Below are 26,672 nucleotides of genomic sequence, written 5' to 3'. Positions count from 1 at the left end.
AACTGTTATTTAAAAGTCTATATACACATTCAATCTGTTCTTTCTTTGAGTCCACAAAACCCCTTGGGTGTTGTATGGTTAAGCCTCACGGGCAATTAGTACAGGTTAGCTCAATGCCTCGCAGCACTTACACACCCTGCCTATCAACGTTCTAGTCTCGAACAACCCTTTAGGACACTTAAAGTGCCAGGGAAGACTCATCTCAGGGCTCGCTTCGCGCTTAGATGCTTTCAGCGCTTATCGATTCCGAACTTAGCTACCGGGCAATGCCATTGGCATGACAACCCGAACACCAGAGGTTCGTCCACTCCGGTCCTCTCGTACTAGGAGCAGCCCCCTTCAATCTTCCAACGCCCACGGCAGATAGGGACCGAACTGTCTCACGACGTTCTAAACCCAGCTCGCGTACCACTTTAAATGGCGAACAGCCATACCCTTGGGACCGACTTCAGCCCCAGGATGTGATGAGCCGACATCGAGGTGCCAAACACCGCCGTCGATATGAACTCTTGGGCGGTATCAGCCTGTTATCCCCGGAGTACCTTTTATCCGTTGAGCGATGGCCCTTCCATTCAGAACCACCGGATCACTATGACCTGCTTTCGCACCTGCTCGAATTGTCATTCTCGCAGTCAAGCGGGCTTATGCCATTGCACTAACCACACGATGTCCAACCGTGTTTAGCCCACCTTCGTGCTCCTCCGTTACTCTTTGGGAGGAGACCGCCCCAGTCAAACTACCCACCAGGCACTGTCCTCAACCCCGATTAGGGGTCTAAGTTAGAACATCAACACTACAAGGGTGGTATTTCAAGATTGCCTCCACCCCATCTAGCGACGAGGTTTCAAAGGCTCCCACCTATCCTACACATGTAGGGTCAATGTTCAGTGCCAAGCTGTAGTAAAGGTTCACGGGGTCTTTCCGTCTAGCCGCGGGTACACTGCATCTTCACAGCGATTTCAATTTCACTGAGTCTCGGGTGGAGACAGCGTGGCCATCATTACGCCATTCGTGCAGGTCGGAACTTACCCGACAAGGAATTTCGCTACCTTAGGACCGTTATAGTTACGGCCGCCGTTTACCGGGGCTTCGATCAAGAGCTTCGACCTAAGTCTAACCCCATCAATTAACCTTCCGGCACCGGGCAGGCGTCACACCGTATACGTCATCTTACGATTTTGCACAGTGCTGTGTTTTTAATAAACAGTTGCAGCCACCTGGTATCTGCGACTCCTAGTAGCTCCATCCGCAAGGGACTTCACCGCCAAGAGCGTACCTTCTCCCGAAGTTACGGTACCATTTTGCCTAGTTCCTTCACCCGAGTTCTCTCAAGCGCCTTGGTATTCTCTACCCGACCACCTGTGTCGGTTTGGAGTACGATTCCTTATAATCTGAAGCTTAGAGGCTTTTCCTGGAAGTATGGCATCAATGACTTCATCGCACGTAGCGACTCGACATCGTATCTCAGCGTTAACAGTGGTCCGGATTTACCTAAACCACCCGCCTACTTACTTGAACCTGGACAACCATCGCCAGGCCCACCTAGCCTTCTCCGTCCCCCCATCGCAATTATAAGAAGTACGGGAATATTAACCCGTTTCCCATCGACTACGCCTTTCGGCCTCGCCTTAGGGGTCGACTTACCCTGCCCCGATTAACGTTGGACAGGAACCCTTGGTCTTCCGGCGAGGGAGTTTTTCACTCCCTTTATCGTTACTCATGTCAGCATTCGCACTTCTGATACGTCCAGCAGCCCTTACAGACCACCTTCAACCGCTTACAGAACGCTCCCCTACCCCGCATACAAAGTATGCAGCCGCAGCTTCGGTGTATAGCTTAGCCCCGTTACATCTTCCGCGCAGGCCGACTCGACCAGTGAGCTATTACGCTTTCTTTAAATGATGGCTGCTTCTAAGCCAACATCCTGGCTGTCTAAGCCTTCCCACATCGTTTCCCACTTAGCTATACTTTGGGACCTTAGCTGGCGGTCTGGGTTGTTTCCCTCTCCACGACGGACGTTAGCACCCGCCGTGTGTCTCCCGGATAGTACTCAATGGTATTCGGAGTTTGCAAAGGGTTGGTAAGTCGGGATGACCCCCTAGCCTTAACAGTGCTCTACCCCCATTGGTATTCGTCCGAGGCGCTACCTAAATAGCTTTCGGGGAGAACCAGCTATCTCCAGGTTTGATTGGCCTTTCACCCCTAGCCACAAGTCATCCGCTAATTTTTCAACATTAGTCGGTTCGGTCCTCCAGTTGATGTTACTCAACCTTCAACCTGCCCATGGCTAGATCACCTGGTTTCGGGTCTAATCCTAGCAACTCGACGCCCAGTTAAGACTCGGTTTCCCTACGGCTCCCCTATTCGGTTAACCTTGCTACTAAAATTAAGTCGCTGACCCATTATACAAAAGGTACGCAGTCACGCTTCGAGGCGCTCCTACTGCTTGTACGTACACGGTTTCAGGTTCTATTTCACTCCCCTCACAGGGGTTCTTTTCGCCTTTCCCTCACGGTACTGGTTCACTATCGGTCAGTCAGTAGTATTTAGCCTTGGAGGATGGTCCCCCCATGTTCAAACAGGATATCACGTGTCCCGCCTTACTCGATTTCACTTTAAACAACATGTCGACTACGGGGCTATCACCCTTTATTGCGGCACTTTCCAGAGCCTTCGTCTGTGTCATTAAAAGCTTAAGGGCTAATCCAATTTCGCTCGCCGCTACTTTCGGAATCTCGGTTGATTTCTCTTCCTCCGGGTACTTAGATGTTTCAGTTCCCCGGGTTTGCCTCATTAACCTATGTATTCAGTTAATGATACCTGCTTATGCAGGTGGGTTTCCCCATTCAGAAATCCCAGACTCAAATGGTTATTACTACCTAATCTGGGCTTATCGCAAGTTATTACGTCTTTCATCGCCTCTGACTGCCAAGGCATCCACCGTGTACGCTTAGTCACTTAACCATACAACCCCAAAGGGTCTTGCTAACGCAATACGCTTGCTACAGCGTAGTATGACGTTTCCAAGGTGCGTTATCTCTTTATTATGAGCGAGATAACATTCGATTTTGCCGGACTCAAATTTGAATAACATCAGGCAATGATGTTATTCCCAAGAACACTTGAATGTGTGTTGGTACCTAAATCTTAAAGACTTAGGATTTGAGAACTTTTAAATTTGAATATTGTTAATCAAACAATATTCGTCAGCTTTCCAAATTGTTAAAGAGCATGAATTTCTTTCGAAACCATTTTTAAAGATTCTACTTTCTATTTAAAAGAAATAAGAACACTTAAAGATGGTGGAGCTATGCGGGATCGAACCGCAGACCTCCTGCGTGCAAGGCAGGCGCTCTCCCAGCTGAGCTATAGCCCCATCTGTAGATGAGATAAATCAGTTATATGTAATCTTTTTGAGAGCAAGGCAACTAGTAAGGCCGCATACCTTAGTATGCAACGCGCTAGTTAACGCAGCTATCAGAAAGATTGGTGGGTCTGAGTGGACTTGAACCACCGACCTCCCGCTTATCAGGCGAGCGCTCTAACCAGCTGAGCTACAGACCCATTTCTGCTACGCATTTTTCCTTATTTCCGCGTCAGGACTGCGCTCTTCAGTCAGTCACATACTCATGTATGCTCCTTCCTTCATCGCTTGCCTTCCTTGAACTAAGAAAAACTGCTTTGCATAAATAACTCAATATTATTGATTTATCTTTCTCTTTTCTAAACCATATCAATCTGTGTGGACACTCATCGTGAGTAATCATCGTATAAGGAGGTGATCCAGCCCCAGGTTCCCCTAGGGCTACCTTGTTACGACTTCACCCCAGTCATGAACCACAAAGTGGTGAGCGTCCTCCCCGAAAGGTTAAACTACCCACTTCTTTTGCAGCCCACTCCCATGGTGTGACGGGCGGTGTGTACAAGGCCCGGGAACGTATTCACCGTGACATTCTGATTCACGATTACTAGCGATTCCGACTTCATGGAGTCGAGTTGCAGACTCCAATCCGGACTACGACGCACTTTTTGGGATTCGCTCACCATCGCTGGTTGGCCGCCCTCTGTATGCGCCATTGTAGCACGTGTGTAGCCCTACTCGTAAGGGCCATGATGACTTGACGTCGTCCCCACCTTCCTCCGGTTTATCACCGGCAGTCTCCCTGGAGTTCCCACCATTACGTGCTGGCAAACAAGGATAAGGGTTGCGCTCGTTGCGGGACTTAACCCAACATTTCACAACACGAGCTGACGACAGCCATGCAGCACCTGTCTCAGAGTTCCCGAAGGCACCAATTCATCTCTGAAAAGTTCTCTGGATGTCAAGAGTAGGTAAGGTTCTTCGCGTTGCATCGAATTAAACCACATGCTCCACCGCTTGTGCGGGCCCCCGTCAATTCATTTGAGTTTTAATCTTGCGACCGTACTCCCCAGGCGGTCTACTTAACGCGTTAGCTCCGAAAGCCACGGCTCAAGGCCACAACCTCCAAGTAGACATCGTTTACGGCGTGGACTACCAGGGTATCTAATCCTGTTTGCTCCCCACGCTTTCGCATCTGAGTGTCAGTATCTGTCCAGGGGGCCGCCTTCGCCACTGGTATTCCTTCAGATCTCTACGCATTTCACCGCTACACCTGAAATTCTACCCCCCTCTACAGTACTCTAGCCTGCCAGTTTCAAATGCGGTTCCGAGGTTGAGCCCCGGGCTTTCACATCTGACTTAACAAACCACCTGCATGCGCTTTACGCCCAGTAATTCCGATTAACGCTCGCACCCTCCGTATTACCGCGGCTGCTGGCACGGAGTTAGCCGGTGCTTCTTCTGTCGCTAACGTCAAACACATAAGCTATTAACTTATATGCCTTCCTCACGACTGAAAGTACTTTACAACCCGAAGGCCTTCTTCATACACGCGGCATGGCTGCATCAGGCTTGCGCCCATTGTGCAATATTCCCCACTGCTGCCTCCCGTAGGAGTCTGGACCGTGTCTCAGTTCCAGTGTGGCTGATCATCCTCTCAGACCAGCTAGGGATCGTCGCCTTGGTGAGCCATTACCTCACCAACTAGCTAATCCCACCTGGGCATATCCTGAAGCGAGAGGCCCGAAGGTCCCCCTCTTTGGTCCGTAGACGTCATGCGGTATTAGCTATCGTTTCCAATAGTTATCCCCCACATCAGGGCAATTTCCCAGGCATTACTCACCCGTCCGCCGCTCGACGCCCAATAAATCACCCGAAGGGTCAATGTTGTCGTTTCCGCTCGACTTGCATGTGTTAGGCCTGCCGCCAGCGTTCAATCTGAGCCATGATCAAACTCTTCAATTAAAGTTTTTGTGTTCCGAAGAACGGCTCAATGAATACTGACTTCAAAACTGTTCCTTACTCGAAAGTAAGAAGTAATTTTAAAGCTATTATCGTTCCAACAGAACGATAATGAATTGACTGTGCTCGATACCGAAGTATCAAATTGGTCACTCAGTTCATTGATAAATCTTTTCGATTATCATCAACGAGTGCCCACACAGATTGATAGGTTTAAATTGTTAAAGAGCGTACTTTCGAGGCTTACCTCTCAAGTGGACGGCTATTCTAGCGCTTTGAACTTCAGTGTCAAACACTTTTTTGAATTTATTTTCGAAGAGAAGTTAAACTCAAATTGTCCAGCTACTTAGCCTACTGAAACACTGCGAAGCGTTGTCGCTGTTGCCGTGTCAGTGGGGCGCATTATAGAGATGCTCATCATATTGGCAAGCGTTTTTCTCCATTTTTTCCAATTTATTCTTTGTTCGATTAATTTTACGCCGTTAGGCTAAAAAAGAGCCTATTTTCCATCCATATCTAGTATGTTTTTTGTAAATAAAGAGACTTTCTTCCAATTGGTGTACTCCACCTCTTTGGTTGTATCTGTCTCTCCACCTGTCATAGACATAATGAAACGAATCATAAATTTATCGAACACATTATATCTTGGGTAAAGAAGTGCGCCGGCAAACACACCAATAAGCTTTGGCTGCCAAGGTGACTTCTGTAAAAACGTTTTGATATAAGCACTGCCTTCAGGCGTATCTTTACCTTGCTCTTCTTTTCTTGCAGTAAGATTTACGCAAAAGAAAGCCACATTTATTTGCTCTAATTGTTCAAGGTGCTTTTGAATAAACTGATACAGTATCTTACTTAATCGCCCATAACGCACCGATGCGCCAATCACCACCCGATCAAAGTCTAACAAGTCAATGCTATCTATTGACGCTATATCCATAGTTTCACACTCAAACCCTTCTAACTCACCTTCTATGTGAGCCAAAATTTTACGAGTTTGGCCATCAGTGGTGGAATACAGTAAAGCTGCCTTTTTCAATTTCAATGGTGTTCCTTAACTTTTCCAAAATGCGGGAGTAAATAGAATTAAGAGGGTAAATACTTCTAAGCGACCAAATAACATAGATACCACCAGCACCCACTTAGCGGCGTCGCTTATATCTCCATAATGTAATGACACTTCCCCTAAACCGGGGCCCAAGTTATTCAAAGTTGAAGCAACGGCAGAAAATGCAGTTAGCTCATCCATTCCTGTTGCTATCAATGCCAACATACATATGACGAACACCAAAGCATAAGCAGAGAAAAACCCCCAAACCGCATCTATTACTTTAGATGAGAGAGCTTTATTGCCTAATTTAATCATAAAGACAGCTCGCGGGTGAACCAAACGTTTCAGCTCTCGCAACCCTTGCAAGGTTAGAAGTAATATTCTGATTACTTTCATCCCACCACCCGTTGAACCAGCACAGCCACCAATGAATGATGAAAACAGCAATAAAACAGGTAAGAAGATAGGCCATTGCGCAAACCCTGTGGTAGTAAACCCCGCTGTCGTGGATATAGACACACTTTGGAACAGCGCCTGATCAAATGCTTCATAATAAGATTCATAGCTTTGATGGTTAAGCAGGACTAAAAAGCAGATAGCAAACAACATCACCTGTACGAAAATAAACGCTCTAAATTCGGGGTCTTTTAAGTAATACTTAGGGTGTACGCCTCCAGATGCGAAAGCCGCAAAGTGCAGAGAGTAATTACACGCAGAGATCAGTAAGAAGACCACTGTGATCATGTTAACTGCGTAACTGTCAAAGTAAGCCATACTTGCATCATGAGTCGAAAAACCACCAATAGCAATGGTTGAGAAGCTATGCCCGATAGCATCAAAGGCGGTCATTCCTGCCATCCAAAAAGCAATGGCACAAGCAACCGTTAGGCTTAAATAGATATACCAAAGAGCCTTGGCCGTCTCCGCAATTCTTGGGGTCATTTTACTGTCTTTGACCGGGCCTGGAATTTCAGCTCGGTATAACTGCATACCACCAATACCCAGAACAGGTAATATTGCTACCGCTAAAACAATGATCCCCATCCCACCAAACCACTGCAAAAACTGTCGATAAAACAGAATCGCTTTAGGCAGATCATCCAAACCAACGATGACCGTTGCGCCAGTGGTAGTTAACGCGGAGAAGGATTCAAAAAAAGCATCCGCCACATTAACGGAAGCCGTATCAATAACAAGAAAAGGTAATGCACCCGCACTGCCAATCACCGTCCAGAACAACACCACAATTAAAAAGCCATCACGAGCTTTTAAATCGCGCTTATGGTGGCGGTTAGGGAACCAACAAGAAAAACCACAGCAAAGCAATATAATGAAGGTCAACACAAAAGGCACACCAGCGCCATCTCTATAGATGAGAGCCACCCCTGCCGGTGCCAGCATAGAGATACTAAATAGCGCAAGTAGCAGACCTACTATTCGGATAATGGAACGAAACTGCATACTAAGGTTAGCTCATCCTTGAAATTAAGGCTCTCGCCCCGGTTTTATTGGTCATGGTGAGAATAAAGTCACTTTCATTTAGCACTTCAATTTCCACGGTCAGTTTGGCGCTGACGTCATAAGTTGCCGATACTTCAACAGCTCCATATTGCGCCATAATTGACTGAGTTAGTGATATAAGGGAATAATCCACCTCTACTACCAACTGAGTTGTAATCTTCTTTTGTATGGTTTCTAGCTGCTTTAAGGCGAGTTGCACACCACCACCATAAGCCTTAACCAATCCACCCGTTCCTAGACGAATCCCCCCGTAGTAGCGAGTGACTACAGCTGTTATTTCACCGACACCAGAACCCGTTAACTGAGCAAGTATGGGTTTACCTGCAGTACCCGATGGTTCTCCATCATCACTAAAGCCCCACTTCATCGAATCTTCAGGACGCCCTGCCACAAACGCCCAGCAATTGTGTCTTGCATCATTATGTTTGGCCTTTATTTCATCTACAAACGCTTTGGCTTCTTCAATGGATGGAGTGTGAGCCAAGTAGGTAATAAAGTGACTCTTCTTAATTTCTTCTTCAGAAATGGTCGCTTTCGCAGGTACTAGATATGGAGAAGCATTCATTAGAACTATATTTTTTGAGGTAATCCATACAGTTTATCACGAGAAGTCATTTCTACTAATAGTGTCCCTAATAGTGTCCCTAATAACGGTTGTTAATGAATTGTTGAATAAATGTATTGAAATTTATCTGCAACATAGTCAAAATTGTCTGGTCTTACCACGGTAATTGTCGCGCATATCAAGCTCAATCGACTCATGGAGAACAAGGATGATCTATCAAGCAGAGACCCTCACGGTTAAAGAACACCAAAATGGCATAGTTGAAATATGCTTTTGTGGGGATAAATCAGTCAATAAACTCGATCTGAAAACACTTGAAGCCTTAGACATTGGCATTAAATCTTTACAACAACACGCCACACTAAAAGGGGTCATCATCAGTAGTGATAAAGAGTCCTTTATCGTTGGCGCGGATATCACTGAATTTCTAGGGCTATTCGCCAAGCCAAAGCAAGAGCTAGATCAATGGTTACAGTTTGCAAACTCCATTTTCAATAACCTAGAAGATCTGCTCGTCCCAACGGTCTCTATCATCAAAGGTCATGCTCTAGGTGGGGGCTGTGAGGCTATTTTAGCCACCGACTTCCGACTAGCAGACAACACTGCCAATATTGGCTTACCCGAAACTAAACTAGGCATCATGCCTGGATTTGGTGGCACAGTACGACTCCCTCGCCTAATTGGTGCCGATAATGCGATGGAGATCATTACTTCCGGCAGCGCAAAACGCGCACAACAATTACTGAGCATTGGTTTGATTGATGCCATCGTCGAAACAGATGCATTATTCGAATCAGCAATATCTTTAATTAACGATGCCAATAGTGGCGCTATTGATTGGCGTCGTCGTCGCCAACAAAAAACCTCACCACTGCGTCTTAGTAAGCTAGAAGCCATGATGAGTTTTACCACCGCCAAAGGGCTTGTGGCACAAAAGGCAGGGCCTCATTATCCTGCTCCTATGATGGCAGTGAAAACCATTGAAAGTGCGGCACGCTTTTCTCGTGATCAAGCATTAGATATTGAAAGAGAAAACTTCATCACTCTCACTCAAACAGATGTCGCAACTTCTTTGGTTGGCCTGTTCTTAAACGACCAGTACATCAAAGGGTTGGCTAAGCAGGCCGCCACCGCCTCCAATAAATCCACCCAACGGGCTGGAGTGTTAGGTGCGGGTATAATGGGTGGGGGTATCGCTTATCAATCCGCTCTAAAAGGCGTGCCAGTGCTAATGAAAGACATCGCTCAGTCTTCTCTTGATCTAGGCATTAACGAGGCAGCTAAACTTCTTAATAAGCGACTTGAACGAGGTCGCCTGACACCAAACAAATTAACTCAAGTACTTGGTTCTATTACTCCAAGTTTGCATTATGCCGGTATTGAACAAGCAGATGTCATCATAGAAGCCGTTGTTGAAAACCCTAAAATTAAGGGCAGCGTACTAGCGGAAGTCGAACTACACGCCAAGCAAGATGCGGTTATCACATCCAACACCAGTACTATCCCAATAAACCTGTTAGCCCAATCGCTACAACGACCAGAAAACTTCTGTGGTATGCACTTTTTTAACCCTGTCCACCGTATGCCTCTTGTGGAGATCATTCGTGGAGAAAAAACCTCGGATGAAACAGTCAATCGAGTGGTTGCCTATGCAGCAAAAATGGGCAAATCCCCTATTGTGGTCAATGATTGCCCAGGCTTTTTCGTTAACCGCGTTCTCTTCCCTTATTTAAATGGATTTAGCCAACTCGTAAATGACGGCGCTGACTTTCAGCATATAGATAAAGTCATGGAGCGTCAGTTTGGTTGGCCAATGGGGCCGGCCTATCTTCTTGATGTCGTCGGTTTAGATACTGCACATCACGCCCAGCAAGTAATGGCCGATGGATTCCCTGAGCGCATGGCGAAACACAGCGTTGATGCCATTGATGTCCTCTTTGAATGCAAGCGCTACGGACAAAAAAATGGCCTTGGATTTTATGAATATCAACCAGATAAAAAAGGGAACCCACAAAAGATCTTCAATCCAGAAGTACTAAAACAACTGGCAACCCTAAATGCCCCTCAACAACAATTCAGTGATGAAGAACTGCTACATAGAATGATGATACCAATGATCAACGAAGTAGTACTGTGCCTTGAAGAACACATTATTGCATCGCCACAAGAGGCTGATATGGCTCTAGTCTATGGCTTAGGGTTCCCTCCATTTAGGGGTGGGGCTTTCCGTTACTTAGACAGTCTAGGTATTAATCACTACCTAGCACTTTGTGAACAATACCAATCATTAGGACCACTGTACCAAGCACCGAAGATGCTCTACGCCATGGCCGATTCTGGCGAGACTTTTTACGCCAACCAACAAGCCACCAGCCTGTAATCAGTGAGAGGGATTAAAAATGAAAAATGTCGTAATTGTTGATTGCATTCGAACACCAATGGGACGCTCAAAGGGCGGGGCCTTTCGCCATGTACGAGCAGAAGATCTATCTGCGCACCTAATGAGAGGTCTATTAAGCAGAAACCCTGCCCTTAACCCAACTCAAATAGAAGACATTTACTGGGGATGTGTGCAACAAACTTTGGAGCAGGGATTTAATGTGGCAAGAAATGCTGCATTGCTTGCAGGCTTACCTATAGAGGTGGGCGCTGTGACGGTAAATCGGCTTTGTGGTTCATCCATGCAAGCACTACATGATGCCAGTCGCTCCATTATGGTTGGCGATGCAGATATTTGTATTGTGGGTGGCGTGGAGCATATGGGTCATGTGCCAATGAATCACGGTGTTGATTTTCATAACGGGTTAAGTAAAAACGTAGCTAAAGCTTCTGCAATGATGGGACTGACCGCAGAAATGCTAGGGAAACTGCATAGCATTCCAAGAGAGCAACAAGATGAATTCGCGGCGAGATCTCATGCCAGAGCACATCAAGCCACACTTAATGGCGCGTTTAAGTCTGAGATATATCCTACAGAAGCTCATGCCACTGACGGCTCACTCATTTCCTTAGACTATGATGAAGTGATTCGCCCAGAAACGACAGTAGAAGGCTTATCACAACTAAGGCCTGTGTTTGATCCTGCCAACGGTAGTGTGACTGCAGGCTCTTCTTCTGCACTCTCTGATGGCGCTTCTGCCATGCTCATTATGAGTGAAGAAAAAGCAATAGAGCTTGGCTTAACCATAAGAGCAAAGGTCAAATCAATGGCCATTGCTGGTTGTGACCCTGCCATTATGGGATATGGCCCGGTTCCCGCAACCCATAAAGCGCTACAACGAGCCGGACTCACCATTGACGATATGGATGTGATTGAACTCAACGAAGCGTTTGCCGCTCAAGCACTTCCTGTAGCTAAAGACTTAGGCGTACTTGATGTGCTTGATGAGAAAGTCAATCTCAATGGAGGGGCGATTGCCTTAGGCCACCCACTAGGTTGCTCAGGAACACGAATCTCAACAACATTAATTAACCTAATGGAAAGCAAACAAGCAAAATATGGCCTTGCTACTATGTGTATCGGCTTAGGCCAAGGCATCGCCACTGTATTTGAGCGGCCATAGCGTCAAAATAAAACAGGGCTAGCCTGAGCGGGTTAAAAACAGCGCAGCTATTATTGGCTACTCTATCTCAGTTATAGGGTAGCCTTTGGCTCTTACATCATGCATTAATAATAAACAATGCATAAAATGCATAATTAGAATGCTGACAAATCATTGTTTTTATTTCAAATCATTCTCTAAACTGATTAGTAACCAAATACATCAACCCTTTGGAGTTACTCATGTTTAAAGCACTTGTTCTAAACCAAGAAGATAAAAAAACCCTTGCAGCGATTGAGCAAGTTGATGAATCACAACTACCAGAGGGTGACGTAGAAGTTGCTGTAGATTATTCATCACTGAACTATAAAGATGGCCTTGCTATTACTGGCAAAGGAAAAATCATTCGCAACTTCCCTATGGTTCCGGGTATCGACTTAGTAGGTACTGTAACAACGTCAGAAGACGCTCGTTATCAAGCCGGTGATAAAGTTGTTCTTACTGGCTGGGGGGTCGGTGAGAATCATTGGGGTGGCATGTCAGAAAAAGCACGTCTTAAAGGTGACTGGTTAGTTCCTCTTGTTGATGGACTATCAGGCCAGCAAGCAATGAGCGTGGGTACAGCAGGCTTTACCGCTATGCTTTGTGTACAAGCTATTGTAGATGGTGGTGTAAAACCTGAAGACGGCGAAGTACTTGTAACAGGTGCTAGTGGCGGTGTCGGCAGCGTTGCTGTTACTTTGCTTAGCCAACTTGGTTACTCTGTAGCGGCAGTAACAGGCCGCGCGTCTCAAAATGGTGAGCTACTGAAAAGCCTTGGCGCGTCTCGCATTGTAGAACGCTCTGAACTTGAAGAACCAGCCAAACCATTAGAGCGCCAAGTATGGGCAGCAGCGGTTGATACCGTAGGTAGTAAAGTACTCGCTAAAGTACTAACACAAATGAACTATAACGGCGTAGTCGCTGCATGTGGTCTAGCTGGTGGCTTCGATCTACCTGCCACTGTAATGCCGTTTATTCTGCGTAACGTGCGCCTACAAGGTGTTGACTCTGTAATGTGTCCACGAGAAAAACGCATTCAAGCTTGGCAACGTTTAGTGGAGCTACTGCCTGCATCATACTACGAGCAAGCAACCAAATTGATTAATTTGGAAGACGCAATACAAGCAGCTAATGACATTACGAATGGTCAAATTACTGGTCGTGTTGTTATTAAAGTGAGTTAGTTTGCTGGGGGCAGCAATCTACAAGCCAGCGAATTATTCGCTGGCTTACTCTAACCCCATATCCATCACTCGCTTTTCAATTAATCTCCCACACTCACTTTTCAACATCCCTCTTAGCCACTTTTGCGCCGGTGAAGTATCACATCTTGAATGCCAAATAAGTGAATAATCAAACGGGATAAATTCAAATGGTAATGGCTTAACCACTAAGTCGTATCGCTCTGAAACCAAATAAGCCAAATCGGCAGGTACCGTGATAACTAATGGTAAACGATCCACTATCGCCAACGCGGCTTCTAAGTGATAAGCACGTAAAATCAAGTTCATCCGCCCATGACAATTCAGGCTCTCATCGAGTAATGATTTCACACCATCACTAATAGCGATCAGAGCATGGGGTAAGGTCAAAAAATCATTTATGGTTAATGTTTTATCGGCTAAGGGATGGTATTTAGATAACAAACAACTGACGCCAACTTTACCGAGCACTTCTCTGCGTAATGGTTCTAAATCAGAAGCAGGACGACAAATCGCCATATCCGCTCTTTCTGCCGTTAACTGATAGTAGATATTGTCATGTTGTAAGGGTTGGAAATCTAAAGATATATTCGGGGCTTGTGCGTATATCTTGGGTAACGCAAACGGCAAAATTGTCTGCATAGCATAATCTGTCGTCGCGACGATAAAACGTTGCTTACACTGGGTGGGATCAAAGTCAGTCGGGGTTAATAGATCACGAATCGCCTCTAAGGGAAACTGTATCTGCTGATTAATTAATAGCGCCTTTTCTGTCGCAATTAGATTTTGCCCATTGCGAGTAAATAGAGGGTCACCCAATAACTCACGCAAACGGCCAAGAACGCGACTCATGGCCGATTGGCTTAAATTCAATCGTACCGCTGCACGACTTACGCTCCCCTCCTCGACCAAAACGCGTAAGGCGATTAATAAGTTCAGATCTCGGCGATAAATATCTTCTAATTCCATATAACCTCAAACACCACACAGCTTTTCTTCATAGTATCAGTTATACCTACCTCAGTAAGATCGTTCTCATAAATAGCAGGGTAAAATGATAAATTTTAGGCAAAAAAAATCCCGCATCAAGTACGGGAAAGCCCAAGAAATAGGAGTGTCGGAATATCTGCCCTGCTTTATCGTTAAATAAATGTTAACGCTGAGTTAATTTAACTTTATACCTTGCATAGAGAATTGCCAAGTTGATATTGAATATTTTTTACACTCAAGTATGATCGCGATCTCGTTTTTGAGGGAGGCAAATATGTCGATTAATTCAGAATTAGCTCAACACATTCTAGAAGCCGAAGGGTTACGCTGTCCTGAGCCTGTTATGATGGTAAGAAAAACCATTCGTACAATGCAAGACGGTGAGATCTTATTAGTGAAAGCCGATGACCCATCTACCGTGCGTGATATTCCAAGCTTTTGTCGCTTTATGGATCATCAACTTCTTGCTGAGCAAACAGACAGTACTCCTTTTCAGTACCTCATAAAAAAAGGGCTCGCTTAGCCTTATAAACCCTTGCCACCACTTATAGCAGGGGCTATTGCGGCATTGCATCATCCTTTTTCTTTCTCCTGCTTTATATTAATAGCGATCATCGTTGCATAACGAGTCTGTTCATTTGCAGATAAAACAGTGTCTCACACACTCAACCCCCGGCAATTGTCTTTATTATCAGCAATCTAAGGCTAATTACCGCCTTTAGCCTCTCATTCATCACTGCAAACCACTTTACATAAAAGACGTATTTTTGTTGGATTACTTTCCTCTCTGACGAATTGCCTGTTTTTTCACTACTACCCGTCTCAATAACTCGGTATAATTCTAAGTTATTTCATTTTCAGCAAAAGAATCGCGCGAAACGACTATGCATAAATACGATATCAAAACCTTCCAGGGAATGATCCTCGCGCTGCAGGATTATTGGGCTCAAAACGGTTGCACCATTGTTCAACCATTAGATATGGAAGTAGGTGCTGGCACCTCTCACCCAATGACGTGTCTACGTGCACTTGGCCCAGAGCCAATGTCAACGGCATACGTTCAACCATCTCGTCGTCCTACTGACGGACGTTATGGGGAAAACCCGAACCGCCTACAGCACTACTATCAATTTCAAGTCGCTCTAAAACCTTCTCCGGATAATATCCAAGAGTTGTACCTAGGCTCTCTTGAGGTTCTTGGTATCGATCCATTAGTTCACGATATTCGTTTCGTTGAAGACAACTGGGAAAACCCAACACTGGGGGCTTGGGGTCTAGGCTGGGAAGTTTGGCTAAACGGTATGGAAGTGACACAGTTTACTTACTTCCAACAAGTTGGTGGCCTTGAATGTAAACCTGTTACCGGTGAGATCACTTATGGTATTGAACGTCTAGCGATGTACATCCAAGAAGTAGATTCAGTATACGACTTAGTATGGAACGTTGCACCGGATGGCGCTCACGTTACTTACGGTGATATCTTCCATCAAAACGAAGTGGAGCAATCTACTTATAACTTCGAACATGCCGATGTGGATTTTCTACTTGGCTTCTTCGAACAGTGCGAAAAAGAGTGTCAGGAGTTGTTGGCGTTAGAAAAACCGCTACCTCTTCCTGCTTACGAACGCATTCTAAAAGCGGGTCACGCATTCAACTTGCTTGATGCACGTAAAGCTATCTCAGTAACAGAGCGTCAACGCTATATTCTTCGTATTCGCAACCTAACTAAAGCAGTTGCCGAAGCGTACTACGCGTCACGTGAAGCTCTTGGCTTCCCTATGTGCCGAACTGCGCAAAAGAACGAGGAAAAATAATCATGGCGAAGAATTTTCTAATTGAGTTAGGTACTGAAGAGCTACCACCAAAAGCGCTTCGCTCTCTAGCAGAAGCATTTGCAGCGAACTTTGAAGCAGGCTTAAAAGCCGCTGAGCTTTCTCACGAAGGCATCAAATGGTACGCAGCTCCTCGTCGTCTAGCACTTAAAGTGACTCAACTGGCAGAAGGCCAAGCGGACAAGGTTGTTGAAAAACGCGGTCCGGCTATTTCTGTTGCATTTGATGCAGAAGGCAACCCAACGAAAGCGGCTCAAGGCTGGGCTCGTGGTAACGGCATCACTGTTGAGCAAGCCGATCGTCTAAAAACAGACAAAGGCGAATGGCTTCTTTTCAAACAAGAAGTTGCTGGCAAACCAGTTCAAGAATTGGTGATGGATATCGCAGCTAAAGCCTTAACCGGTCTGCCTATTCCTAAAGTAATGCGCTGGGGTAACTCTGACATTCACTTTATTCGTCCCGTAAAAACATTAACTGTATTACTTGGTGATGAATTAGTAGAAGGTGAAATCCTAGGCGTTGCATCAGCAAGAACTATCCGTGGACACCGTTTCATGGGTGAGCAAGAATTCACTATCGATTCAGCGGACCAATACCCAGCTATTTTGGAAGAGCGCGGTAAGGTGATGGCAGATTACGATGCTCGTAAAGCTATTATCCTTGCTGATTCTAAAAAGGCGGCTGCGGCAGTCGGCGGCATTGCAGACCTAGACGATGAGCTTGTTGAAGAAGTAACCTCATTGGTTGAATGGCCTGTCGTGTTAACAGCGAAGTTTGAAGAAGAGTTCCTGAAAGTACCTTCTGAAGCTTTGGTGTACACCATGAAAGGCGACCAAAAGTACTTCCCTGTTTATTCACACGAAGTCACTAACGAAAACAAGAAGCTACTACCTAACTTTATCTTCGTTTCTAATATCGAATCTAAAGAGCCTCGCCATGTAATCGAAGGTAACGAGAAGGTTGTACGCCCTCGTCTAGCCGATGCTGAGTTCTTCTTTAACACTGACCGTAAGCGTCCGCTTATCGATCGTCTTCCAGAGCTAGAACAAGCTATCTTCCAAAAGCAACTTGGTACTATCAAAGATAAAACCGACCGCATTACCGCGTTGTCAGGCTATATCGCAAAACAAATCGGTGCTGACGTTGAAAAAGCCACTCGTGCTGGTTTACTTGCTAAATGTGACCTAATGACCTCTATGGTATTTGAGTTCACTGATACGCAGGGCGTAATGGGCATGCACTATGCAACCCACGACGGTGAAGATGAGCAAGTAGCCCTAGCACTATACGAGCAATACATGCCTCGTTTTGCTGGTGACACTCTTCCTAGCACTGGTATCTCATCTGCTGTGGCAATGGCGGATAAGCTAGATACTATTGTGGGTATCTTCGGTATTGGTCAAGCACCGAAAGGTTCTGATCCATTTGCACTACGTCGCGCATCATTAGGTGTGCTACGTATTATCGTTGAAAACGGCTACAACTTAGACCTTGTTGACCTTATCCACCAAGCAAAAGAACAGCTTGGTGATAAGTTGACTAACGAGAACGTAGAAGCGGATGTCATTGACTTTATGCTGGGTCGTTTCCGCGCTTGGTATCAAGATGCTGGTTTCAGTGTTGATATTATCCAAGCAGTTCTGGCACGTCGCCCAACTAAACCCGCTGATTTTGATCAGCGCGTTAAAGCGGTATCTCACTTCCGTGGTTTGGAAGCAGCAGACGCACTAGCCGCAGCTAACAAGCGTGTGGGCAATATCCTAGCTAAGTTTGATGGCGAGCTATCTGCAGAGATCGACCTTGCCCTGCTACAAGAAGATGCGGAAAAAGCACTCGCAGAAAGCGTTGAAGTCATGACTGAAGCACTAGAGCCTGCTTTTGCTACCGGTAATTACCAGTTAGCTCTTAGTCAACTGGCTGATCTACGCGAACCTGTGGATGCCTTCTTCGATAACGTGATGGTTATGGCCGACGACGAAGCGCTGAAAAAGAACCGTTTAACTATGCTGAACAAACTGCGTAATCTGTTCTTACAGATTGCTGATATTTCTTTACTACAGAAATAGTAATAAAAGGCTCAGCAACCTGTTGCTGAGCCTCTTCTCTCACTTTTCATTCTTTTCTATTGAGTCTCCCCCACTCACTAAGCTAATGTTTGTCTCTTTACTATTATTTTTGATAATTGTCAGGGCCTTACATGTCATCTAGCAAAACCTATTCAAACTTCGGGGAAAAATTTAACCGTTACTCTGGTATTACTCGATTAATGGACGACCTGAACGATGGGTTACGTACACCTGGAGCTTTAATGCTTGGTGGAGGCAATCCCGCATCCATCCCAGAGATGTTGGATTATTTTTCTAGCATAACGTCAAGCATGCTCAGCAGCGGTGAACTCGTTTCTGCCATGGCCAACTACGATGGACCACAGGGTAAAAACAGCTTTGTAAAGGCGCTGGCTAAACTGCTGAATCAAACCTACGGCTGGGATATTAGCGAGAAAAATATCTCACTCACCAACGGGAGCCAAAGTGCGTTTTTCTATCTGTTTAACTTGCTTGCCGGTCAGCAACCTGACGGTAGCCATAAAAAGATCCTACTTCCGTTAGCTCCAGAGTATATTGGCTACAGCGACTCCGGCCTTGCCGATGATATTTTTGTCTCGTACAAACCTGAAATTGAGTTGCTCAGTGAGCGACAATTTAAATATCATGTGGACTTTTCACAAATAGAGATTGATGACTCTGTGGCGGCGATTTGCGCCTCTAGACCCACAAACCCTACAGGGAACTTGTTAACTGACGAGGAAGTGTACAAGCTCGATGCACTGGCTAAAAAACACAATATTCCACTGATTCTCGACAACGCCTATGGCACGCCATTTCCAAATATTGTCTTTGAACAAGCTACGCCGTTTTGGAATGACAACACTATTTTATGCATGAGCCTATCCAAACTAGGTTTACCGGGGTTACGCTGCGGCATAGTGATTGCCAACCAAGCCATCACCCAAGCTTTAACAAACATCAACGGCATTATTGGATTGGCTCCTGGCAGTATTGGACCTACCGTTGCTCAACACATGATAGAGTCCAACGATCTACTTAGGTTAAGTAATGACGTTATCCGACCTTTTTATAAGGAAAAATCGGCACGCGCTATCTCATTACTACAGTCTGCAATTGACGAACCGAGATTTAGAATCCACAAACCCGAAGGGGCAATATTTCTTTGGTTATGGTTTGATGAACTGCCAATCACCACAATGGAACTATATCAGCGCTTGAAAGCCAGAGGTGTATTGATTGTTCCGGGAGAGTATTTCTTTTTTGGCCAAAAAGACCAGTGGGTGCATTCACAGCAATGCTTAAGAATGAACTATGTGCAAAATGACGACGACATGCAAAAAGGCATTAATATCATCGCCGAGGAAGTGGCTAAGGCGTATGCCAATACACAGTAACGTTTGCAACACAGTTTCAAAATAAAACCTATTTAACCGGATCACTCCTAGATCAAAAAGAGCGCCTGAGGCGCTCTTTCACTACTTTGCTTATATTCTCATTACTCAGCGCTACTAGCCGTCAATGAGTTTGCTACCATTTATAGCAATTTTACGCGGTTGCATCGCTTCAGGTATTTCTCGTTGTAAATCAATATGCAACAAGCCATTTTCCATTGTAGCTCCAACTACTTTAACGTAATCGGCTAATTGGAATTTACGCTCAAAATCGCGTTCAGCAATACCTTGATAAATGTATTGTTTGCCTTCTTCAGCGTTGCGCTCCCCTCGAACAATGAGCATATTTTCTTTTTGAGTAATATCTAGTTGCTCATCAGCAAAGCCCGCAACTGCCATAGTAATACGGTAGTTATTTTCGTCTTGCTGTTCGATATTGTAAGGAGGGTATCCCGCAGAAGCATTCTTGGTCGATGATGATTCCATCATATTTAATAGACGATCAAAGCCAATAGCGTTGCGGTACAAAGGAGTGAAATCTACAGTTCTCATAATACTATCCTGTTTCTAGCAATAGCCTTAATTCAGAGTGGTGAATTAAGGGTGTCGTAGCCATTCCATCAAGGACATGGTTTCAACAAATTAAAGTGTGTGCTTTCTCTGTTTCCTCATAAGAGCGAAGTGAGTAAAGCGATTCAGAAGACCCGTTAGGCATCCTCTTCATAACTAGATATAAGGATGGGCAAGTGATCTTTCAAGGCATAAAAGGGATTTTTTGTTTATTTAATAAAAAAGCACCACCTGATTAGGCAGTGCTTTTTATAATGTTATGACTTTAAACGAGACTAAATCGTAACGATTACACGTCTAAGTTAGCTACTTTTAGTGCGTTATCTTCAATGAAGCGACGACGTGGTTCAACGTGATCACCCATTAGAGTCGTAAACAACTGATCAGCACCTACCGCATCATCAATAGTCACTTGCATCATGCGGCGTGTGTCTGGGTCCATAGTGGTTTCCCAAAGTTGATCAGGGTTCATCTCACCTAGACCTTTGTAACGCTGTAATGAAAGACCACGACGAGACTCTTTAGCTAGCCATTCCAGTACCTCTAAGAAAGTCGTTACTTGCGCAGTACGTTCGCCACGTTTCACGTAGGCACCGTCTTCAAGTAGACCTTCTAACGCTTCAGAAAGTGCTGCTAGTTTGTCATATTCTTTCGTTGCTAGTAACTCACGGCTAATGACGTATTCATAGTGAACACCGTGCGTGCGAACCACAACTTTAGGTAGACAAACATTAAGCTCTTGGTGTTTTTCAACTTCTAAGCTGTACTGACTTGCGCCCACTTCTTTAGCATTAAGTTGTGCAATTAAACGCTCACCCCAAGCAGTAACAAGAGCTTCATCTTGGCACTGTTCAGGCGTAAGGCGAGGCACGTAGATAAACTCTTCTACTAGTGCTTTTGGCAATTGACGAGCCATACGTTCAACTAACTTAGTTGCTTGGTTAAACTGAGTTACTAAGGCTTCAAGTGGTTCACCGGCTAAAGCTGGAGCATGATCGTTTACAAACAGAGCTGCGTTATCTAACGCAAGTGCTGTTTGGTACTGGGTCATTGCATCTTCATCTTTAATATACTGCTCTTGCTTACCTTTTTTCACTTTATAAAGTGGCGGCTGAGCAATGTAGATGTAACCACGCTCAATAAGCTCAGGCATTTGACGGTAGAAGAAGGTCAATAGCAAAGTACGGATGTGCGAACCATCCACATCGGCATCGGTCATGATGATGATGTTGTGATAACGCAGTTTGTCTGGGTTGTATTCGTCACGACCAATACCACAGCCAAGTGCCGTAATCAGCGTTGCGACTTCTTGAGAAGAGAGCATTTTATCAAAGCGCGCTTTCTCAACGTTTAGAATCTTACCTTTTAGTGGCAAAATTGCTTGGTTTTTACGGTTACGCCCCTGCTTGGCTGAGCCGCCAGCAGAGTCCCCTTCCACTATGTATAGCTCGGAAAGAGCAGGATCTTTCTCTTGGCAATCCGCTAGTTTACCTGGCAGACCGGCTAAATCTAATGCGCCTTTACGACGAGTCATTTCACGAGCTTTACGCGCTGCTTCACGAGCACGAGCTGCATCAATGATTTTGCCACAAACAATTTTTGCTTCACCTGGGTTCTCAACAAGGAACTCAGATAGCTTCTCGCCCATAGCGGATTCAACCGCAGATTTCACTTCAGAGGAAACCAATTTGTCTTTGGTTTGGCTTGAGAACTTAGGATCTGGCACCTTCACAGAGATAACCGCTGTCAAACCTTCACGGGCATCATCACCAGAGGTAGACGCTTTGGCTTTCTTAGAAAAGCCTTCTTTATCCATGAATGTGTTTAAGGTACGCGTTAGAGCAGAGCGGAAGCCCGCTAAGTGAGTACCGCCATCCCTTTGCGGAATGTTATTGGTGAAACAGAAGATGTTTTCTTGGAAGCCATCGTTCCACTGCATTGCCACTTCAACGGTGATACCGTCATCGCGCTCGCTATCAAAATGGAAAATTTTCTGAATAATTGGTGTTTTGTTGGTGTTTAGATGGTCAACAAATGCCTGAATACCACCTTCAAATCTAAAGTGATCTGATTTGTCTTCTTCACGCTCATCAACAAGACGAATAGATACACCAGAGTTCAAGAAAGATAGCTCACGTAAACGCTTAGCTAGAATATCGTAGTAAAATACAATATTAGTGAAGGTCTCTTCACTTGGCCAAAAACGGATTTCGGTACCGGTTTCCTCAGTATCACCTACAGCGGCCAATGGAGCCTCAGGCTCACCATGACGGTAAGTTTGAGTATAAACATGACCACCACGTTTGATAGTAAGAGCCACTTTCTTAGACAGTGCGTTTACAACTGAAACACCAACACCGTGCAGACCACCCGAAACCTTGTACGAGTTATCATCAAACTTACCTCCGGCGTGCAGAACGGTCATGATAACCTCTGCAGCAGAAACTTGTTCTTCTTCGTGTAATTCAGTTGGAATACCACGACCGTCATCTCGAACAGAAACTGAATCGTCGTCATGGATAGTCACAATAATGTCGTTACAGTGACCTGCTAACGCTTCATCAATTGAGTTATCCACTACCTCGAATACCATGTGATGAAGACCTGTTCCGTCGTCTGTATCACCTATGTACATACCTGGACGTTTACGAACCGCATCCAGACCTTTTAGTACTTTAATACTCGATGAATCGTAATTTTCTGCCATGAGTTACTCTCTATTTGGGCCTATGTATCATCCATGTTGCTCTCATCCTAAGTAAAACCGGTGAGCGAGCAAATACTGATAATAACCATCTATATTGAATATGTTCTAAAACCAAGGGGTAAACCTCTCGGCGCTTGAAGTAGCACAGGTAGAGATAAATGGTTAATTTAAGGGTTAATCGCCCTCATCCACTTAAATCCTGACTTTTGGTCAAATATGTATAATTTACCTTGCTACGTTACAGGGCCCAACCTACATTCAGCCCCTTACTTTACTGCCTCTATTTTGCCACGTTCCACATGAAACATCTTGCTATTTTCGCTGTTCATTTCCGCAATTTGGCTTTCTGTTATAGAGCTGACAAATACTTGTGCTCCGGTTTCCTTTAAACAGTCCGCTAAGCGTGCTCTACGTTGACTATCAAGCTCTGAGGCAAAGTCATCAATCAAGTAAATACATTGCTTTTGCGTTAATTTTGTTAGGTGTTGACCTTGAGCAACCCTCAGGGCACACACCAAGAGTTTGAGCTGACCACGAGACAAGATATCTTCTACTGGCGTGCCGTTTACTCTAATTTTAAGGTCAGCCTTATTTGGGCCACTAAAAGTATAGCCAAGGTGCTGATCTCTCTCGAAATTTCTTTCTAATAATTCCGCATAATCCGCACCCTTCTCCCACCCTTGGTAAAAAGAGATAGACACATCAAACTCAGCCAGAAAATCTTTACACAGAGGCTCCGCCACCTCTTTAAGCTGGGTCACATATTGTGCACGCCATTGAGAAATCATTTCCGCTAATCTGGCTAATTCTTGATCCCAATAACTGAGCTCTTGATAGCCAGTGGCGGTTTTGAGCAATGCGTTACGTTGCTTGTTCAAACGCTTTACCCGACCCCACGCTTCATAAAACTGAGGTTCACAATGAAAAACACCCCAATCAATAAATGCTCGACGGTGTTTAGGACCATCAGTAAGCAGATCAAAACCTTCAGGGTGAATAAGTTGCAAAGGTAGAACCTTGGCCAGTTCGGCTAACTTTTGTCCTGACTCCCCGGCTATCTTAACCTCAGTGGTACCGTCACGACGCTTGTTAATGCCTATAGGCAACTCAAAGTTTTGCGGATTCTGCATTCGGCCATGCACAAACAGTTCGTCACATTGATGCTGAATAATGCGTCCGGTGATAGAACTTTTAAATGACCGACCATGCCCAAGCAGATAAATGGCTTCCAGTATGCTGGTTTTGCCGCTGCCATTCTCTCCTATGAGAAAATTAAAGCCTGACGACGGGCGAACGTCGCAGGCTTGTATATTTCGAAACTGTTTAATGATGAGGCGATGTAAAGGCATACCGTTATAGACGGATTGGCATAACCACATATTGAGCGCTGGCATCGTCAGCATTCTCAATTAGGGCGCTGGCGTTGGCATCAGACATAGAAAAACAAACCTTGTCGCAACGTAGTGCGTTAAGCACATCCAACACATAGCTTACATTGAAACCAATCTCTAGATCGTCACCTTGATAATCCACATCCACCACTTCTTGCGCTTCTTCTTGCTCAGGGTTATTAGCGGTAATTTGCATGGTGCCGCTAGAAAGATTAACCCGAACACCACGGAATTTTTCATTAGATAAGATAGCGGCACGGGAAAAGGCTTGGCGTAACCCTTCACAATCGGCAATCACGGTCTTAGTGGTGTTTTGTGGCATAACCCGGCGATAATCTGGGAAGCGACCATCCACCAACTTAGAAGTGAACACAAAATTAGTCACGCTGACGCGAATATTGGAAGAGCCAATCAATAACGTGACCGATTCTTCAGGTTGATCAAGAATCTTCATCAACTCAAGCACACCCTTGCGCGGTATGATCACTTGCTGTTGAGAGTGGCTCTCGCCCAAAGTTGTATCTGAAACAGCCATCCGGTGGCCATCGGTGGCCACAGAGCGCAAAGTCTCGCCATCAATGTCAAACAACATGCCGTTTAAGTAGTAACGCACATCTTGGTTAGCCATAGAAAATTGTGTTTTTTCTATTAGCCCGCGTAAGTGGCCTTGCGTCAAGGTCAATTCAATATCCGACTGCCAATCTTCAATGTTAGGAAAATCAATGGCCGGTAGACTCGCTAAAGAAAAGCGACTGCGACCCGAGCGAACCACTACGCGTTCAGCATCAACCGAAAGGGTAATATCAGCATTATCTGGCAAACCACGGCAGATATCGAAAAACTTACGAGAAGGCACTGTAATGCTACCCGGTTCAAAGTCATTTTCTAGTTGAACTTGGCTAATTAACTCCACCTCAAGATCGGTGGCTGTCATCGATAAGACGCCATTGTCCACTTTGAGTAATACATTACCTAAAATAGGTAAAGCGGGACGACCAGCAAGAGCACCAGACACTTGTTGTAGTGGCTTGATAAGAAACTGACGATTAATAGTGAATTTCATTCTATTAATTACCTATTACGATGAAAGGGTACGGATAAGGTTCGAGTAGTCTTCTTTAATATCATGACTCTCTTCTTTAAGCTGTTCTATTTTACGGCAAGCGTGCAACACTGTGGTATGGTCACGACCACCAAACGCATCACCGATTTCCGGTAAGCTATGGTTGGTTAACTCTTTGGCTAATGCCATTGCTAACTGGCGAGGACGAGCCACAGAGCGTGAACGACGCTTAGACAATAGATCCGCCATTTTAATTTTGTAGTATTCGGCCACTGTCTTTTGAATATTATCAATGGTGACGAGCTTTTCTTGCAGTGCTAATAAGTCACGCAGAGCTTCTCGAACAAAATCGATAGTAATAGGACGACCGGTAAAGTTTGCATTGGCAATTACACGGTTCAAGGCCCCTTCAAGTTCACGAACATTTGAACGCAGACGTTTGGCAATAAAGAAAGCCACTTCGTCAGCAAGGTGAATTTGATGGTCTTCCGCTTTTTTCATCAAAATCGCAACGCGAGTCTCTAGCTCTGGCGGTTCAATGGCGACCGTTAAGCCCCAGCCAAAACGAGATTTTAAACGATCTTCTACACCGTTTATCTCTTTTGGATAACGGTCAGAAGTAAGGATAATTTGCTGATTGCCTTCTAATAACGCATTAAAGGTATGGAAGAACTCTTCTTGAGAGCGCTCTTTGTTGGCAAAAAATTGAATGTCATCAATAAGCAGAGCGTCCACGCTTCGGTAATAACGCTTAAATTCTTCAATGGCGTTGTTTTGCAGTGCTTTAACCATATCCTGCACAAAACGCTCAGAGTGCATATATACCACTTTAGCATTTGGCTTATTGTCTACGATGGCATTACCTACCGCATGCAATAGGTGTGTTTTACCTAAACCCGTACCGCCATAAAGAAACAATGGATTGTATGCCGCACCAGGGTTATCAGACACTTGTCGCGCAGCGGCCAAGCCCAACTGGTTAGATTTACCTTCCACAAAGTTATTAAAGCGATGCTTAACATTGACATTGGAGCGATAAGTGATGTCTGAAAGATCTCTATCGTTATCCCAAGTTTTATGTACAGGCTTACGTTGTGCTAATTGCGCAGGGGCAGAAAACTCAGCCGCTACATCTGCAGCAGTTTTTTTCACCACTGGTGGCGCAGAAATGGGTTTACTGCCGACTTCAAACCTAAGGCTAGGAATATCGTTATCACAGAACTCTTGCAGGTAACGATTAATACTATTGATGTATTTATCCCGTACCCAATCCAAAACAAATCGGTTGGGGGCAAATAAGGTAAGCGTATTACCGCTTAACTCAGCCTGTAGTGGTCGAACCCACATGCTGAATTCGGTCGCAGGAAGTTCTTGCTGAAGTTGCTGCAAACATTGAGTCCAAAGCGAAGATGACAC

At 45.0% G+C, this 26,672-nt stretch carries 16 protein-coding genes, 2 tRNA genes and 2 rRNA genes; 7 read left to right on the top strand and 13 right to left on the bottom strand.

Features of this window, described 5'->3' with window-relative positions:
* Positions 1–74: 74 nt before the first annotated feature.
* From OCU56_RS00100 to OCU56_RS00070, 7 genes are all read right to left on the bottom strand, one after another.
* Positions 75–2,964: ribosomal RNA gene (locus OCU56_RS00100) — 23S ribosomal RNA — on the bottom strand.
* Between the two features lie 336 nt (positions 2,965–3,300).
* Positions 3,301–3,376, bottom strand: a tRNA-Ala gene (locus tag OCU56_RS00095).
* A gap of 111 nt (positions 3,377–3,487) precedes the next feature.
* Positions 3,488–3,564, bottom strand: a tRNA-Ile gene (locus tag OCU56_RS00090).
* A 207-nt stretch (positions 3,565–3,771) separates the two neighbouring features.
* Positions 3,772–5,326, bottom strand: a 16S ribosomal RNA gene (locus OCU56_RS00085).
* The 16S and 23S rRNA genes sit together here with 2 tRNA genes alongside, the layout of an rRNA operon.
* A gap of 496 nt (positions 5,327–5,822) precedes the next feature.
* Positions 5,823–6,359, bottom strand: a complete 537-nt coding sequence (gene hemG, locus OCU56_RS00080; protein ID WP_261874826.1) for a menaquinone-dependent protoporphyrinogen IX dehydrogenase — start codon at positions 6,357–6,359, stop codon at positions 5,823–5,825.
* Between the two features lie 15 nt (positions 6,360–6,374).
* Positions 6,375–7,832 (bottom strand): TrkH family potassium uptake protein, encoded by a 1,458-nt coding sequence (locus OCU56_RS00075; protein WP_261873591.1) that lies wholly within the window; start codon positions 7,830–7,832, stop codon positions 6,375–6,377.
* A 7-nt stretch (positions 7,833–7,839) separates the two neighbouring features.
* Complete coding sequence (locus OCU56_RS00070) at positions 7,840–8,457, bottom strand: YigZ family protein (RefSeq protein WP_261873590.1); 618 nt, start codon at positions 8,455–8,457, stop codon at positions 7,840–7,842.
* 208 nt (positions 8,458–8,665) lie between these two features.
* Between OCU56_RS00070 and fadB the strand changes: the two genes are divergently transcribed.
* The 3 genes from fadB to acuI all read left to right on the top strand — a co-directional run bounded on the left by fadB (position 8,666) and on the right by acuI (position 13,225).
* Positions 8,666–10,837, top strand: coding sequence for a fatty acid oxidation complex subunit alpha FadB (gene fadB / locus OCU56_RS00065; protein ID WP_261873589.1), 2,172 nt, complete (start codon positions 8,666–8,668; stop codon positions 10,835–10,837).
* A 19-nt stretch (positions 10,838–10,856) separates the two neighbouring features.
* Positions 10,857–12,020, top strand: coding sequence for an acetyl-CoA C-acyltransferase FadA (fadA, locus tag OCU56_RS00060; protein ID WP_261873588.1), 1,164 nt, complete (start codon positions 10,857–10,859; stop codon positions 12,018–12,020).
* Positions 12,021–12,241: 221 nt separating this feature from the next.
* Positions 12,242–13,225, top strand: a complete 984-nt coding sequence (gene acuI, locus OCU56_RS00055) for an acrylyl-CoA reductase (NADPH) (RefSeq protein WP_261873587.1) — start codon at positions 12,242–12,244, stop codon at positions 13,223–13,225.
* Between the two features lie 45 nt (positions 13,226–13,270).
* Here the strand turns inward: acuI and OCU56_RS00050 are convergent, their stop codons facing one another.
* On the bottom strand, positions 13,271–14,212 hold the full coding sequence (locus OCU56_RS00050) for a LysR family transcriptional regulator (protein ID WP_261873586.1): 942 nt from the start codon (positions 14,210–14,212) through the stop codon (positions 13,271–13,273).
* Positions 14,213–14,507: 295 nt separating this feature from the next.
* Here OCU56_RS00050 and tusA point away from each other — a divergent pair, with 295 nt between their 5' ends.
* The 4 genes from tusA to OCU56_RS00030 all read left to right on the top strand — a co-directional run bounded on the left by tusA (position 14,508) and on the right by OCU56_RS00030 (position 19,528).
* Complete coding sequence (gene tusA / locus OCU56_RS00045; RefSeq protein WP_261873585.1) at positions 14,508–14,756, top strand: sulfurtransferase TusA; 249 nt, start codon at positions 14,508–14,510, stop codon at positions 14,754–14,756.
* A gap of 361 nt (positions 14,757–15,117) precedes the next feature.
* Positions 15,118–16,047, top strand: coding sequence for a glycine--tRNA ligase subunit alpha (gene glyQ / locus OCU56_RS00040; RefSeq protein WP_261873584.1), 930 nt, complete (start codon positions 15,118–15,120; stop codon positions 16,045–16,047).
* 2 nt (positions 16,048–16,049) lie between these two features.
* Entirely contained in the window at positions 16,050–18,131 is a 2,082-nt protein-coding gene (glyS, locus tag OCU56_RS00035) for a glycine--tRNA ligase subunit beta (RefSeq protein ID WP_261873583.1), read from the top strand.
* Between the two features lie 131 nt (positions 18,132–18,262).
* The gene (locus tag OCU56_RS00030) at positions 18,263–19,528 is read left to right on the top strand and encodes a valine--pyruvate transaminase (protein WP_261873582.1); all 1,266 of its coding nucleotides are present in this window, start codon (positions 18,263–18,265) and stop codon (positions 19,526–19,528) included.
* Between the two features lie 114 nt (positions 19,529–19,642).
* Here the strand turns inward: OCU56_RS00030 and OCU56_RS00025 are convergent, their stop codons facing one another.
* From OCU56_RS00025 to dnaA, 5 genes are all read right to left on the bottom strand, one after another.
* Positions 19,643–20,077 carry an Hsp20 family protein gene (locus OCU56_RS00025; protein ID WP_261873581.1) on the bottom strand — a complete coding sequence of 145 codons (435 nt, stop codon included), beginning with the start codon at positions 20,075–20,077 and terminating at the stop codon, positions 19,643–19,645.
* Positions 20,078–20,384: 307 nt separating this feature from the next.
* A complete protein-coding gene (gyrB, locus tag OCU56_RS00020) occupies positions 20,385–22,802 on the bottom strand; it encodes a DNA topoisomerase (ATP-hydrolyzing) subunit B (protein WP_261873580.1) in 2,418 nt (805 codons plus the stop codon).
* Between the two features lie 266 nt (positions 22,803–23,068).
* Positions 23,069–24,151 carry a DNA replication/repair protein RecF gene (recF, locus tag OCU56_RS00015; protein WP_261874825.1) on the bottom strand — a complete coding sequence of 361 codons (1,083 nt, stop codon included), beginning with the start codon at positions 24,149–24,151 and terminating at the stop codon, positions 23,069–23,071.
* Between the two features lie 4 nt (positions 24,152–24,155).
* A complete protein-coding gene (dnaN, locus tag OCU56_RS00010; RefSeq protein ID WP_261873579.1) occupies positions 24,156–25,256 on the bottom strand; it encodes a DNA polymerase III subunit beta in 1,101 nt (366 codons plus the stop codon).
* Positions 25,257–25,271: 15 nt separating this feature from the next.
* Positions 25,272–26,672, bottom strand: coding sequence for a chromosomal replication initiator protein DnaA (dnaA, locus tag OCU56_RS00005; RefSeq protein WP_261873578.1), 1,401 nt, complete (start codon positions 26,670–26,672; stop codon positions 25,272–25,274).

Source organism: Vibrio rarus (genome assembly GCF_024347075.1).
GTDB lineage: Bacteria > Pseudomonadota > Gammaproteobacteria > Enterobacterales > Vibrionaceae > Vibrio > Vibrio rarus.
This window is presented reverse-complemented; position numbering and strand designations above follow the sequence as displayed.